Annotated in this window: 7 protein-coding genes; 6 read left to right on the forward strand and 1 reads right to left on the reverse strand. The window is 53.1% G+C overall.

The annotated features are described in order from the left end of the window. Positions 1–75: 75 nt before the first annotated feature. Genes AC2FNV_RS21855 through AC2FNV_RS21870 form a run of 4 tightly spaced genes read left to right on the forward strand, consistent with a single transcriptional unit; the run spans position 76 to position 12786 of the window. Entirely contained in the window at positions 76–6498 is a 6423-nt protein-coding gene (locus tag AC2FNV_RS21855) for a type I polyketide synthase (protein WP_170610630.1), read from the forward strand. Beyond that, a complete protein-coding gene (locus tag AC2FNV_RS21860; protein ID WP_170605713.1) occupies positions 6477–7487 on the forward strand; it encodes a glycosyltransferase family 2 protein in 1011 nt (336 codons plus the stop codon). Before AC2FNV_RS21855 ends, AC2FNV_RS21860 begins: the two co-directional genes overlap by 22 nt. Before the next feature lie 2 nt (positions 7488–7489). Continuing rightward, positions 7490–12112 carry a MupA/Atu3671 family FMN-dependent luciferase-like monooxygenase gene (locus AC2FNV_RS21865; RefSeq protein WP_170610627.1) on the forward strand — a complete coding sequence of 1541 codons (4623 nt, stop codon included), beginning with the start codon at positions 7490–7492 and terminating at the stop codon, positions 12110–12112. Beyond that, the gene (locus tag AC2FNV_RS21870) at positions 12109–12786 is read left to right on the forward strand and encodes a 4'-phosphopantetheinyl transferase family protein (RefSeq protein WP_170605709.1); all 678 of its coding nucleotides are present in this window, start codon (positions 12109–12111) and stop codon (positions 12784–12786) included. Before AC2FNV_RS21865 ends, AC2FNV_RS21870 begins: the two co-directional genes overlap by 4 nt. Here the strand turns inward: AC2FNV_RS21870 and AC2FNV_RS21875 are convergent. Further along, entirely contained in the window at positions 12783–13400 is a 618-nt protein-coding gene (locus tag AC2FNV_RS21875; RefSeq protein WP_170480110.1) for a TetR/AcrR family transcriptional regulator, read from the reverse strand. The genes AC2FNV_RS21870 and AC2FNV_RS21875 overlap by 4 nt on opposite strands. A gap of 162 nt (positions 13401–13562) precedes the next feature. Between AC2FNV_RS21875 and AC2FNV_RS21880 the strand changes: the two genes are divergently transcribed. Both AC2FNV_RS21880 and fghA read left to right on the forward strand, forming a co-directional pair. Beyond that, positions 13563–14492 (forward strand): AEC family transporter, encoded by a 930-nt coding sequence (locus AC2FNV_RS21880; RefSeq protein ID WP_170605707.1) that lies wholly within the window; start codon positions 13563–13565, stop codon positions 14490–14492. Between the two features lie 103 nt (positions 14493–14595). Further along, the coding region (fghA, locus tag AC2FNV_RS21885) for an S-formylglutathione hydrolase (protein WP_170605705.1) at positions 14596–15427 on the forward strand (832 nt) is incomplete at its 3' end.

Genomic DNA, 15427 nt, shown 5'->3' on the forward strand with positions numbered 1-15427 from the left:
ATTTGGACCTTTGTAGTTTTTTAGGGTAAGCGTGACGCAGTGTGATGGGCGTTCTGGACACACTTGGTTATTGTTATGGATGGTTCAAAAGTGAGTATTGACGTTCGGGATGGCGACATCGCGATTGTTGGAATGGCAGCGCATTTTCCTGGCGCGGGTTCGATCGAAACTTTCTGGTCAAATTTGCGGAACGGCATCGAGTCGATCCGTGAAATTGACAAACAAACACTATTGGATTCAGGAGAGGCTCCGCACCTGCTTGAGCGCCCTGACTATGTCCCATTTGCCGCTCCACTCGACGGGTTTGATCAATTTGATGCCGAGTTCTTTGGCCTCTCACCAAAAGAGGCCGCAATTATGGACCCACAACATCGGCAATTGCTGGAAGTTGCATGGGAGGCCCTCGAAAACGCTGGCCACCCACCCGAGAATTTCCCCGGCCCGATTGGCGTTTTCGCAGGTTGCGGGATGGGTAGCTACTTTTACTTCAACGTCTGTTCCAACCCGGATCTGGTCGAAGACGTTGGTATGTTCCTGCTGCGACACACTGGGAACGACAAGGATTTTTTGTCCACTCGCGTCAGCCACATTCTTGATCTTAAGGGCCCCAGCGTAAACGTTCAGACAGCCTGCTCGACATCATTGGTAGCAGCTCATTACGCCGTCCAAGCTTTGATGACGGGCGAATGCGACATGGCTCTGGCAGGTGGCGTCACAATCGAACTGCCGCAGAATCGCGGGTACATATACAAAGAGGGCGAGGTGCTGTCGCCAGACGGACAATGCCACGCTTTTGACCATCGCGCACAGGGAACTGTCTTTGGATCGGGTGCGGGAATGGTAGTATTGCGCAGATTGTCAGATGCCCTTGAGGACGGAGACCATATCTGGAGCGTGATCCGCGGGACCGCGATCAACAATGATGGCTCGGACAAAGCCGGCTATCTGGCACCGTCCGTGGATGGCCAAGCCGCGGCAATCGCCGAAGCACATCTTATGGCAGATGTAAAAGCCGACACCATCGACTACGTCGAGTGCCATGGCACTGGCACCTATCTGGGAGATCCAATCGAAGTTGCCGCCCTGACCAAAGCCTTTTCCGAAACATCGCAAAAGAAAGCTTTTTGCAGGTTAGGCTCGGTCAAAACCAATATCGGTCACCTTGATACCGCAGCTGGCGTCGCGAGTCTGATCAAGGCATCGTTGTCGTTGCACAATCGGCAATTGCCGCCCAGCCTAGGTTATGAAAAACCAAATCCGGCGATTGATTTTGATCACAGCCCATTTTTGGTCAACGACCAACTGACGGATTGGGTACCCCGAAACGGACCACGTAGAGCCGGTGTCAATTCGCTAGGTGTAGGCGGTACCAACGCGCATGCAATCCTGCAAGAAGCTCCCGCACGATCTGAATCGGACCAATCCGATTGGCCATTCCAGCTTTTGACTTTGTCGGCCAGAGGAAAAAAGGCTTTGGATCGGGGGTCGGAGTTGTTGACTGATCACTTACGCTCTCATCCAGATCAGGACCTTGCCGACATTGCATGGACATTGAAAGAGGGGCGGCGCGGGTTTGAAAAACGTCGGGTCCTCGTTGCAGAGAACCACGACCAGGCGATCGAGTTATTGCAGGAAAACGACCCCCGCAGAGTTTTCACGCATTCTGTGATCTCAGACAATCCGGAGCATGTGTTCATGTTCCCCGGAGGTGGAGCTCAATATGCCGGCATGGCACGGGACCTGTATGAGACAGAGCCGGTATTTGCAGACTGGATGGACAAGGGACTGGATATACTGCAGCCCATGTTGGACTATGACATTCGGTCTATCTGGCTGCCCGAGCCAGAGCAAAAAACCAAGGCCGAAGAACGACTTAAGAAGCCATCGGTGCAGCTGCCGCTTATAATGATCACTGAATACGCACTGGCACAGTTGTGGATGGCTTGGGGGGTTAAGCCTGCTGCACTCGTAGGGCACTCAATGGGAGAAAATACTGCGGCTTGTGTAGCTGGAGTCATGTCATTCGAAGACTGCATCGGCTTGGTTCATTTACGGGGTAAGTTGTTCGACACCGTGCCTGCAGGTGGAATGCTCAGCGTTCCATTGCCAGCGGATGAGTTGCGCCCATTGTTGGGTGATCATCTTGATCTAGGCGCTGTAAATGCACCTGGTCTGGCCGTTGCTACGGGACCACAGGCCGCGCTGGATGAGTTGCAGGAACGATTGGCTAAACTTGATGTCGACTATCAACGGATCCCGATTGATATAGCGGCCCATTCGCGGATGCTGGAGCCGATTCTAAAGGATTTTGGCGACTACCTGCGTTCAATCACTTTGAATCCACCAAAGATTCCCTTTCCTTCGAACCACAGCGGGACGTGGATTACCGAAGCTGAGGCTACAGACCCTGAATATTGGGTACGGCACCTTCGTGGAACAGTTCATTTCGCAGACTGCATTGGCACATTGGCGGAAAACCCTGAACGCATCTTTATTGAAGTCGGCCCAGGTAAAGCTCTTGCTTCGCTTACTGGCCAACATGACAAGGTCGATGCAAATCAGGTGATTGGAAGTTTACGCCACCCCGACGACACCGTTGCCGACGATGCGTATTTCATGGCCATGCTTGGACGGATCTGGGCATTGGGCGGTCGCATTGACTGGAGCCAGATTTGGGGAGAGGCACACCGCAACCGCGTTCCGCTTCCGACCTATGCCTTCCAGCGTTCATCTTATTTTATCGAACCCGGCAAGGCAGCAGCGGCAGAGTCCAAATCTCAGTGGTTGATGCGCTCAGAAAATCCCGAGGATTGGGGGTACCGCGTTGCGTGGACACCGCGATACGCAAATTGCGATATCGATGTCACAGGCGATCTGACCGACACTAAGGCTGAAAACTGGCTGATTTTTGCGGACAAGTCAGGATTGTGCAACCAAGTCGCGTCTCGCCTGCGCAAGGCAGGGCATTCGGTAACAACTGTTACAACAGGCGACGCCTTTGTCCGGACCGGCGACAATGAATACCGTATTGCCCCTGAACGAGGTCGCGAAGGATATCAGGCGCTTCTGGCCGATTTAGCTTCCCGTGATCGCAGCCCTACCCGGATTGTTCACGGCTGGTTGTTAACACAAAGCGAAAGCTTCCGCCCTGGCAGCAGCTTTTTCCATCGCAACCTTGAGCAAGGTTTCTTTAGCTTATTCTTTCTCGCTCAGGCGATCGGAGAAGAGGACTTGCGCGGACCGATTCACATGAACGTCCTTTGCTCCGGAGCTTTGAAAGTCAAGGACGAGGGCCTGCCCTACCCAGAAAAGGCTACTTTGACCGGGCCGGCCCGTGTCATCCCGCGCGAATACCCTGGTATCACCTGCGGTGTGCTGGACGTCGACCTCCCTCAGCAGGGCGACAGGCGCAAACCACCCGAGATTTCCGAAGACCTTTCAAATCAGGTCTTGGAAGACTTACTTGCTGAACCCGGTAACTGGACAGCAGCCCTTCGTGACGGAAAACGCTTGGAGCAAGGATACCGCGCGCGACTTCTACCCGATCCTGTGCCCGAAGATCTTCCGCTGCGTGACGGCGGCACTTATTTCATTACTGGTGGATTTGGTGGCATTGGCCTTACACTGGCTGAGGCACTTATCAAACGATGCGCCGCAAAAATTGTGCTTTTGTCCCGTTCCGGGCTGCCGCCGCGTGACCAATGGCCCCGCATTCTTGGAAATAGCTCTCCTCAAGACACCTATGTCCGCCGCATCCGAGCTATAGAACAGCTTGAAGCCGCAGGCGGACAGATCATGACCGTCACTGCAGACGTGTCGAACGTTGAGGAAATGCGGGCTGCTATAGAACAGGTTGGAAAGGAATTTGGCGCGATCAATGGCGTCATCCACGCTGCTGGCTTAATCGATGACGCGCCCATCATGACAAAGTCGATGATGGAAATAGAAGACGTTTTCACGCCAAAGGTTCATGGCACGCAGGTGATCGATCAGTTGTTTCCGGACGGATCCCTCGATTGGCTTGTACTGTTCTCTTCTACTTCTACGGCAACGGCCCCAATCGGGCAGGTCGATTATGTCTCGGCGAATGAATATCTTAATGCCTATGCCCGCTCGAGATCTGGTGACAAAACAAAAGTCACAGCAATTAACTGGGGTATCTGGTCCGATGTGGGCATGGCGGCAGACGCAATGGAGGCTAGAACAGGTGGTACGCCTGCTCCAAGCGAACCGACCGACGTCCCGATGCTGGATGAAGCGACATTCGACCGCGCAGGGAACCGGATTTTCACCGCGACTTACAACGCCAACAATCGATGGTTCTTGAACGAACACAGAACCAAGGCAGGCGATGCACTAGTCCCAGGAACCGGATATCTGGAAATGGCCACCGAAGCGCTTAGCGTACAGGGCGAACTCGCACCGTTTGAAATTCGCGACCTTTACTTCCTGCGACCTCTGGCCGTTTCCAACACTGAACATCAGAAAGTCCGGCTGCGTTTACCTCGCAGTGACGTCGGGTATGATTTTGTTGTCGAAAGCGCGGCAGAAGATTCAGCATTTGAAATGAACGCCCAGGCCAGTCTGTCCTTGATGCCCTTGGCCGAGGTCGAACCAATTGACATTTCTGCAATCGCCGCGCGGTGCGCAGAGGCCCGTCATGCTCCAGAAGGGGGACGTTTACGATCCTATCAGGAAGCGCATCTGGCTTTTGGTCCGCGGTGGAAAGTCCTGACATCCACGGCAATGGGTCAAGCAGAAGGGCTTGCCAGACTTGCGTTAACCGATGATCTACGCAGCGATGTGACGGACGGGTACCAATTGCATCCAGGATTGATGGATCTGGCAACCGGCTGGGCCATGGCGCTAATTGAAGGATACGAACCCACTCATTTATGGGTTCCGGTGTCATACCGATCGATCCGCGTGTATCAACCCTTGCCCGCCGAAATCGTAAGCTGGGTTCGTAACGCCGGAGACAACAGAGCGGACGGCGAAGTTGCCAGTTTCGACGTGACGATAGCCACGCCCGACGGATCGATTTGCGTAGAGGTCGAAGGGTTTTCTATCCGCCGGATGGAGGACACTGCCGGATTTGCATCTTCTGAAGCCACACCCGCTCAATCCGGTGAACTGGATACGCCTGCCCCACTGTCGCCAGCCGAAGAACGCCTTCGCCACAACTTGTCTCAAGGCATTTTGGCCAGCGAAGGTCCCGATTTGTTCTTCCGTGCTTTGGCTTCAGATCAGTCACAAGTAATCCTGTCTTCTCTCGATCTTGTCGGCTTGATCGATCAGGCGGGTGAAACCACCGCTGATAACACCGGGTCCGACCAAAAGTTCCAGCGTCCCGAATTGGATTCGGATTTTGTTGCTCCGGAAAATGATATCGAGGTTCGTTTAGCAGGGTTTTGGCAGGAATTGCTTGGTGTCGATCAGATCGGGGTCGAAGACAGCTTCTTCGATCTGGGCGGTCATTCCTTGATCGCCGTGCGTCTGTTTGCCCAAATTCGCAAAACGTACAATGTGGACTTTCCAATCTCGGTTCTATTTGAGGCCCCTACAATTCGTAAATGCGCCGAGCTTATTGCCGCACGTGGGGTTCCAAAAGAAGGCGACGAAAAGGCTGCAGACGATGCACCTTCTGCCCCTGAACGCAGGTTCACCCATCTGGTGCCAATGCATAGCGGAGAAGGTGGTCCGAAAACGCCATTCTTCTTGGTGGCAGGCATGTTCGGTAACGTGCTGAACCTTCGACATCTTGCACATCTTATCGGCACTGATCGTCCGTTCTATGGGCTCCAGGCTAGAGGCCTATATGGCGATGAAGAACCTCACCGCGATCTGCAGGAAGCGGCTCGCGACTACATCGCTGAAATACGTCAGGTCCAGCCACGTGGGCCTTATATGCTGGGTGGTTTTTCCGGTGGCGGAATTACAGCATACGAAATTGCGCAACAGCTTACGGCTGCAGGCGAAGAAGTCAGCTCTCTGGTCATGTTGGACACGCCTTTGCCTGTGCGGCCCTCAGTAACCCGTCGTGATCGCATGATGATCCAATTGCTCGAGTTGCGCGAACGTGGACCTGCTTACCCCGTCGAATGGGTCAAAAACCGAATTGCGTGGGAAATGCAGAAGCGTCAACCGGGTTCAACTGCCGAAGCCGACGGCCAGCAGTTCCATGATGCCGCTATCGAGGAGGCGTTCCTTGAAAGTGTGGCTGCATATCCGCTTAAACCTTGGTCGGGTCCACTTACCCTTTTTCGCCCGCCACTGGTCGGTAAATGGCAGGTCGCTCAGGATCGTCTAATCAATCACGAACGGGACTATATCACCCACGACAACGACTGGACACCATGGGCGCCCAAAATTGAGGTGTTTGAAGTCCCCGGTGATCACGACTCGATGGTCTTGGAACCAAATGTGCGGGTTCTTGCCTCTAGAATGAAACGATGCCTGGATGAGGCCGAGAAACGATGTCTGACCCCCGCCTCCTAACAATACTCCTGAACTACAAAACGCCAGAAATGACCCTGCGCGCGGCTGAAGCCGTTCGCGCGGCAATGGAGGGTATAGACGGTGAAATGATTATCGTCGACAACGACTCAAAGGACGGTTCGTTCGAAGAAATCTTAGGCCAGGTCACCAAACTGGGCTGGGACAAGGACGGCCTGGTCCGGGTCATTCAGTCAGGTCACAACGGCGGATTTGGCGCAGGTAACAATGTCGGAATCCGCTCAGGCCTGAGCGACGGGACGCGACCGGATTATTTATACATAGTAAATTCGGACGCCTTTCCAGCGCCTAATGCCATACGCTTGCTGCTGGACCATCTGGAAGCGACGCCAAAGGCAGGTTTTGCGGGTAGCTATATTTATGGCGAAGATGGCGATCCGCATCTGACTAGTTTTCGTTTTCCGTCAATTGCCAGCGAATTTGAAGGTGCAATCAATTTCGGACCGGTCAGCCGATTGCTGGCTGATAAGGCTGTTCCCGTCGCCATTCCAACCGAAACACAACCAGTAGACTGGCTGGCAGGCGCAAGTTTGATGATGCGCGAAAGCGTGCTTTCCGAGATCGGCGTCTTTGACGAAACGTTTTTTTTATACTTCGAGGAAACAGATCTTTGCCGGCGTGCCGCACAGGCGGGTTATAGAACCGATTACGTGCGCTCGAGCGAAGTCATGCACATCGGTTCAGCGTCTACCGGAATGAAAACCTGGAAACGCGTACCGGAATATTGGTACGATTCGCGCTTGCATTACTTTGTAAAAAACCACGGTGCCCTATACGCGTCAGCAGCGACATTTGTGCATTTGCTCGGAGGTTTTTTACATTGGCTGCGATGCCTGATAACTCGAAAGGATCGCGGCGTTTCACCCTATTTTCTATCGACCTTACTTTGGCATGATTTGCGTGCATTCTTTCGCGCAGCGCTAAACCTGAACAAAAGGGCCGATACTGCAAATCCTGTTGTTGGAGAGTAACTATGTCTTTTACCACTGTCTTGATTGGCCACGAATCTCTTGTAATTCAATGTGGTACGATGCTGCGCGAAGCGGGTCATGGCATTCAGGGAGTGGTTACTCGGAACGAAGACGTCAGAGCTTGGGCCGAAGCTGAATCCCTACCCGTTTACACGCCTGGCCCGGATCTTGAGGAACGCCTCAAAGACGTTGCTTTTGACTGGCTGCTCAGTATCGCAAATCTCGACCTGCTGCCGCAAACCTTGCTTGACCGAGCGAGCATAAGCGCTGTCAACTTTCACGATGGCCCTTTGCCTCGTTATGCCGGTTTGAATGCTCCGGTCTGGGCTATTTTAAACGGAGAAAGTCGCCACGGCATCACTTGGCACATTATCTCGGGCGGTGTGGATGAAGGCGATGTCGTTGCGCAACGTTTGTTCGACATCGATGAGGCAGAAACAGCCCTGACACTGAACGCAAAATGTTATGCTGCCGCAATAGAAAGCTTTCCGGAGGTCGTGTCGGTGCTGGCTAGCGACAAACCGGCACTGGCACCGCAAGATCTTACTCAGCGTAGTTATTTCAAGCGGGACGCCCGTCCTGCAGGCGGAGCCCGGTTGGACTTCGAAAAACCGACCAAAGAATTGACCACACTGGTTCGGGCACTGGATCACGGCGAATATTGGAACCCACTTTTCAGCGCCAAAATCGAAAACAACGGCAGGCTTTGGTTGGTCGGAAAGGCCGTCGCCGTAGCGAATGACACGTCAGACGTCCCTGGCACAATTTTAACTCGTGAGGAAGACAGTCTGACAGTTGCCACAAGTGACGGCGCCATAAGTCTAAGCGGGTTTCGCGATTGCTTCGGCGCCTCGGTTTCCGCCGATGCGGTAGCAAACGGCGCAACGGTTCTGTCTTCGCCCACTTCGGCAGATGCCCAATTGATCAACGCTGATTTGATTGCGGCGTTGAAGTCCGAACCATATTGGCGGACAAGGCTGGAAAATATGTGTCATCCAGAAATTCCGTTGATCGATACTGCGGCGGAGTCTGGTGCGCCGCGCATGCAAACTTTGCACGTACCGAAAGGTCTGTCCGAGGGACAAATCAATGGAGCGTTAGCCGCATTGCTATGTCGGCTCGCAGGTGCACATGTTCTGGACGTGGCCCAAAGAGTTTCCGAGGATAGTATCTACCTCAACTCCTGGGTGCCGGTTCGGTTCAATTCTGGTACAAGTTTTACCGCAGCAAGTGCTGAGTTTGACGCCGAGCGAGCGCAGGTTTTGGCACGTGGGGCATTCGCCTGCGACCTTCCAGCAAGGATCCCGGCTGAAGTCCAGACGCCGCGCATTGGCCTTACATCTTCTGTTGCTGCGGGTTTGGTGCCTGACACCAGTCTGACGCTGGCTCAGAACGGGGATCAGGTTGTCCTGATGGTGGATGGTGGGCATGTTAACGAATCCGCACAGCGCCTGTTATCGGCCCGACTGGAAAGCCTGTTGGAGGTATTGACTCAACCCGGCATGGCGCAAAAAGCCGTCGATGAACTGCCCATCCTGCCTGACCCCGAGCGTCATCAGATTATGTTGGATTGGAACGAAACAGAGCAACAGTACGACCAAACCTCTTGTGTTCATCAATTGTTTGAAGCCCAAGTAAAAAGCACCCCGACGGCCGAGGCCTTAGTCTTTGAAAATAGGACATATACCTACACGGAACTGAATTCAGAGGCGAACCGCGTGGCGCATGTGCTTCGCGACATGGGAGTTGGCCCGGGCAGTTTGGTCGGTGTTCACACAAAACGATCACCGGAACTGCTTATTGGGGCGCTGGGTATTCTCAAGGCTGGTGGGGCCTATGTTCCGATCGACCCTACCTACCCTTCTGATCGCATAGCTTTGTATCTTGAAGACAGTGGAGCTCAGGTTGTCGTGACCGATGCTGAGTTGGCGACAGAGTTGCCACCGCATGAGGCACAGGTTCTTGCATTGGATATTGACCCGCGGATTGCCGGTGCGCCTACTGAAAATGTCGACAGCGGCGTGAACTCAGACGATTTGGCCTACCTGATCTACACCTCCGGGTCGACCGGCCGACCTAAGGGGGTAATGATCGAACACCGCAATGTTTCAAACTTCTTTACTGGCATGGACGGGCGTATTCGTCACGACCCTCCTGGTGTTTGGTTGGCGGTAACCAGCCTCTCGTTTGATATATCTGTTCTTGAACTTTTCTGGACCCTCGCGCGCGGGTTCAAAGTCGTTCTCAGCGACGACGAGAACCGGACACTGGTCGCTGGTGATGCGGATTACTCCAAGGCTATCACCGGGCGCGGGATGGATTTTAGCCTATTCTATTGGGGTAACGACGATGGAGTTGGACGGGACAAATATAAGCTGCTTCTGGAAGGCGCACAATTCGCAGACCAGAACGGATTTTGCGCTGTTTGGACCCCTGAAAGACACTTTCATGCTTTTGGCGGACCCTATCCGAACCCCTCTGTCACAGGCGCCGCAGTAGCCGCCGTCACAAACAACATAAGTGTGCGCGCGGGCAGCTGCGTTGCGCCCTTGCACCACACTGCAAGAATTGCCGAGGAATGGGCTGTCATTGATAACTTGACCAACGGGCGGGCCGGTCTAGCCATCGCGTCCGGCTGGCAACCGGATGACTTTATTCTCCGGCCCGAGAATACGCCGCCAGAAAACAAACCTGCGATGTTGGACTCGATCGCAACCCTGCGGCAGCTCTGGGCTGGTGAAACGGTAGAATTCCCAACAAAGTCTGGTGAAATGCACGGGGTAGTTACACAGCCACGCCCTGTTTCCAAAACTCTGCCAATTTGGGTAACGACAGCCGGAAACCCCGATACATGGCGCGAGGCGGGCGCTATCGGAGCCAATGTGTTGACGCATCTTTTGGGTCAAAGCATCCAAGAAGTCGCCGGCAAAATTGGCATCTATCACCAGGCTTTGCGAGAGGCTGGTCATGATCCCAAGGACTTCACAATCACTCTAATGCTGCACACCTTCGTGGGCGATGAACGTGAATCTGTGCGCGAAGCTGCTCGCGAGCCGATGAAAGACTACTTGAGGGCGGCGGCAGGGCTCATCAAGCAATATGCATGGGCTTTCCCAGCGTTCAAAAAGCCAAAGGGCGTCACCAATCCATTCCAATTGGATCTAGGCAGCTTGTCCGAAGACGAATTGGAAGGGATTCTGGATTTTGCCTTTCAAAGATATTTTGAAGACTCGGGACTGTTTGGAACAGTGGAAGACTGTTTGAACCGAGTCGAAGAACTGAAACGCATCGGTGTCGACGAAATCACTTGCCTGATCGACTACGGCATTCCAGTTTCGCAGGTCTTGGATGGCTTGCGACCGCTGGCAGAGGTGTTGCGCCTTTCCAACAAAGAAACCGCCTTGGACGACAGCGACCATTCCATCGCTGCGCAGATTATCCGCCATAAGGTCACTCATATGCAGTGCACGCCTTCCATGGCGCAAATGTTGGTATTGAATGACGAGGCGCGTTATGCTCTTGGTCATCTGAAACACATGCTGATTGGTGGCGAGGCCCTGCCAGGCGCGTTGATTTCGGAGCTAAATAAGATCTCGCAAGCCGACATTCAAAACATGTATGGCCCAACCGAAACCACTATCTGGTCGACAACTGAAATGGCGACACCCGTTGCAGGGGTTGTAAATGTCGGAAAGCCGATCGCAAACACGCAGGTTTATGTAGTGGACGATGCGATGTCACCGGTTCCCATCGGCTCGGTCGGAGAGTTGTTTATCGGAGGTGCAGGAGTCGCCCGTGGCTATTGGCAACGAGAAGACCTGACGGCAGAGCGGTTTGTTCCTGATCCTTTTTCGAATGTTCCGGGCGCACGTTTATACCGTACAGGTGACCTTGTACGCTGGCGGCCAGACGGCAAGCTTGATTTTCTGGGTCGGGCGGATCATCAAGTAAAGTTGCGCGGTTACCGCATCGAGTTAGGCGAAATAGAAAGCCTGCTGGATGCCTGTCCCGGCGTGCGTCAGTCAGTTGTTTTGGCTCGAGAAGACACGCCATCCGTAGTTCAGCTTGTGGCATATATGGTTACAGATGGGCCGGTATCGGATTCGACGTTGCGCACTTCGCTTTCTGAACAACTTCCCGAATTCATGGTTCCTTCACATTTCGTGAAACTTGAACGCTTTCCTTTGACGCCAAACAAAAAAATTGACCGCAAGGCTTTACCTGCGCCTGCACCGCGTCGGGTAAGCGCACCGGCCGACGCGAAACCGGCGCTGAGCGGAAGTACCCAGCAAATGATTGCGGCAATCTGGGAACGTATCTTAGGCGTTTCCGGCGTTACGGCCAGGGACAGTTTCTTTGACCTTGGAGGGCATTCTCTTCTTGCAGTTCAAGCGCATCGTGAAATTCGTGCGGAACTGGACGTTCCAACACTAAGTATTACCGATATTTTTCGTTGCCCAACATTGTCGGCATTGGTCGAGGTCGTGGAACAGAAAACCGGCGGAACTGTAGAAACAAAGCAACCAGAGGAAACAGCCGAAGCCAAAGCCGAACGTGCTGCTGAACGTCAGGATGCGATGACAAGACGACGGCAGATGCGAGCGCGCCGCCAATCTTCTGTATGACGGATTTAGCTGCAATTTCTGGCTCGGTGCAGCAAATACTGGGTACAGAGTTCGGCGTTGCCGCTACCGATCCGAGTTTACCAAGCCCTGCGTTGTTTCCGGAAGAGGACGCAGCGATTGTTAGAGCCGTTCCAAAACGACGCTTGGAATTTGCAGCAGGTCGAGCAGCAGCCAGAATGGCAATGTCACGGATTGGTCTACCCCCAAAAGCGGTTCCAAAGGCGAATGACCGGAGCCCTATCTGGCCCGAAGGCCTTGTTGGTTCAATCACCCATTGCGAAGGGATATGCTTATCGGTGGTGGCGCGAACACACACCGCGATTGGCATAGGGATCGATATCGAACACAACACCGATTTGTCACCCGACCTAGAAAACGTAGTGTGCAGGCCCGACGAAGTTGCTTGGTTGGACCAACAGCCATCAGATTATCGCGGAGCGATGGCCAAGTGTTTTTTCTGCGTCAAGGAAAGCGCTTATAAAGCCTTATATCCGATAACGCGCAAAGTGATCGGGTTTTCAGCGATGCACGTCAGTTTCAACCTTGACGGCACTCAGTTTTTAGCAAAAACCGCTGGTAGCAAACCCATGAACGGTCACGTCATTCGGTTTCCTGGACATATAATTTGTCTGACAGTGATCCCCGTAGAGGACGAGGCCATAACGAGGTGCTAAGTGCCGTAACGGGCCATGAACATGTCAACAGCGTTCGTCGCAATTTCGTTTATCTCTTGTTGCGTAAACGAATACTGAATGCCAAACACTGCTCTGTTCCAAATGCGTGTCTTACATAACTCGGAAAACTGTGCTGCAGCGATCGGAATATTATCGATTGCCAAATCTCCTTTAGCGACCGCTTTTTCAAGATAATCCGCCATATGCCGTTGGCCGTTCTTTGGCCCGGCTTCGTAGAAAATTTTGCCAAGTTCAGGGAACCGGTCGCGTTCAGCGACGCAAATGCGAAATACCTGTTGTGAAAACTCTGATACCAGAAAACCAGTTAATTGTGTTGCTGCTATCATAAGAACTTCACGCACAGGCTTTGTCTCGTCGATCATCGAGATGACACGCTCGGCCATTCTGCTGCATTCAGTTCTGGCGACTTCGACAAACAACAAACGTTTGTCAGGGAAATAACTGTAAAGTGTCGCCTTTGAAACGCCTGCCGCTCGGGCGATGTCGTCGACACTTGCCCCTTCAAAGCCATCCGCCATGAAAACCTCGCGCGCACCTTGTAGGACCTGATCGAATTTTCGGCCCGTCCTTAGAATGGTGTCTGCGTGGGTCATGCTTTCTCCTGAGCGTATCTTCCTGTCGAATTTATAAACCGATTGGTTTAGATTCAACGATTCTAAAGAGCGGAAGCAAACTTCATGGAACATTCCTAACAGATTCGTTCAGACAAAATCCCATGTCTTGAAGTCCCCGCGATCTGTGCTACCACTCGGCGCATGGTCGATATCTTTATGCGTACATTACCTTTTTTCGCGATCATCGGCCTTGGGTACTGGGCCGGGCGCAGTCGCTTTTTTACCGAAGAGGCAACTGCATATCTTACAAAGTTCGTCTTTTATTTTGCCCTATCAGCAATGCTCTTTAGATTTGCTGCTACTCTGCCGTTTGCCGAGATATTCAACGGTCGGTTAGTTCTTGGATATCTTCTGGGCACCATGGCTGTGTACTTGGTCGCAACACTGGTCGCCTGGCTACGAGGGCTGGATATCCCAACTGCGGCAGTCGAAGCTCAATGCGCTGCTATAGGCAATGTCGGGTTTCTTGGTTTACCTATGTTGGCCTTGCTGTATTCCGAGGCGGCAATTGGACCAGTAATGTTGGCCTTAGCTGTCGATCTAGTGGTTTTTTCTTCACTAATTGTCATCTTGATAAATGGTGGACGCGACGGGCGACTAACTATCAGAACATTTCGGATGATTGTTATTGGGCTTTTTAAGAACCCAATGATCCTATCGATCTCGGCGGGACTTATATGGTCCGCGCTTGAGATACCCGTTCCAAGTCCCTTAAGTGACTTCCTCGTGATTCTCGGCGGCGCTGCAACGCCAGGTGCGCTTTTTGCGATTGGTGCATCCCTGGCCAGCAAATCTGCGGAGCGGGTACAAATCGCCGCCTGGTTAAGTTTTTGTAAACTTGTGCTTCACCCTCTGTTCGTTGCGATCATGTTGATCTGGTTGATCCCTGTCGCGGCATTCCCCGCGGCTGTGGTAATTGCAGCTGCGGCTTTGCCTGTCGCAGGTAACGTTTATATGCTTGCAGCCCACTACAAGGTCGCACCGCAGCGTGCCTCGGCGGCGATCTTGCTTTCGACGCTATTCAGTATTTTAACCGTTCCCTTGGTCATCGCGTGGCTGGGTGCACCTTGATATCCAGTTCTGGGAAAAAAGCACCTGTAATTGGTCACCAGACTTTACGCCTGTGGAATGGATCGTTAGCGATAATGCGAAGCCAAAACGAGGATTTTGCCTGATGGAAACCCTTTCGGAAAACGTTTGTTTTGATGGCGTACAAGGCGTGTACCGTCACGCGTCTTCTGCGTGTCAGTGCGATATGACATTTGGTCTGTTTATGCCCGACGAAGCCAAAGATGGGCCAGTGCCGGTTCTTTGGTACCTATCGGGCCTGACCTGCACACATGAAAACGCAATGGTCAAAGCCGGGGCACAGGCGTGGGCGTCAGAGCAGGGCATTGCTATTGTGTTTCCCGACACATCTCCACGTGGTGAAGAGGTGGCGGATCACGAAGATTATGATTTAGGCCAGGGGGCCGGTTTCTATGTAAACGCCACGCAAACACCTTGGGCGCCCCATTTCAATATGTGGGACTACGTGGCTGAAGAACTGCCCAACTTACTGTCAGAAAGATTTGCTATCGATAGGGATCGGCAAGCGATTACAGGTCATTCGATGGGTGGCCACGGCGCGTTGACACTGGCGATGAACCTACCGGGTCGCTTCAGGTCAGTTTCGGCTTTTGCGCCAATCTCGAACCCGACCGGGTCGGATTGGGGCCGCAAGCAACTGGCGGCCTATTTGGGCGATGCCGAAGATGCATGGGCAAAACATGACGCTTCACTCTTGTTGAAGAACAATGGGTTTGACGGCCCGATGTTGATTGACACCGGAGTAAGCGATCAATTCATAGACTTGCTAAGGCCCGAAACATTGGCCCAAGCCATTGCGGAAAGCCGCCAACAAGCCACGTATCGACTTCAGCCCGGTTACGATCATTCCTATTTCTTTGTGTCAACTTTCATGGAAGACCACATCGCCTTCCACGCAGAGGCGCTGTACAAGGACT

It is taken from the genome of Ruegeria sp. BHSA163, from assembly GCF_059613365.1.

Bases quoted from the DNA above. Each gene is read 5' to 3' on its own strand.
- AC2FNV_RS21855 (WP_170610630.1), top strand. From the start codon at position 76: ATGGATGGTTCAAAAGTGAGTATTGACGTTCGGGATGGCGACATCGCG.
- AC2FNV_RS21860 (WP_170605713.1), top strand. From the start codon at position 6,477: ATGTCTGACCCCCGCCTCCTAACAATACTCCTGAACTACAAAACGCCA.
- AC2FNV_RS21865 (WP_170610627.1), top strand. From the start codon at position 7,490: ATGTCTTTTACCACTGTCTTGATTGGCCACGAATCTCTTGTAATTCAA.
- AC2FNV_RS21870 (WP_170605709.1), top strand. From the start codon at position 12,109: ATGACGGATTTAGCTGCAATTTCTGGCTCGGTGCAGCAAATACTGGGT.
- AC2FNV_RS21875 (WP_170480110.1), bottom strand. From the start codon at position 13,400: ATGACCCACGCAGACACCATTCTAAGGACGGGCCGAAAATTCGATCAG.
- AC2FNV_RS21880 (WP_170605707.1), top strand. From the start codon at position 13,563: ATGGTCGATATCTTTATGCGTACATTACCTTTTTTCGCGATCATCGGC.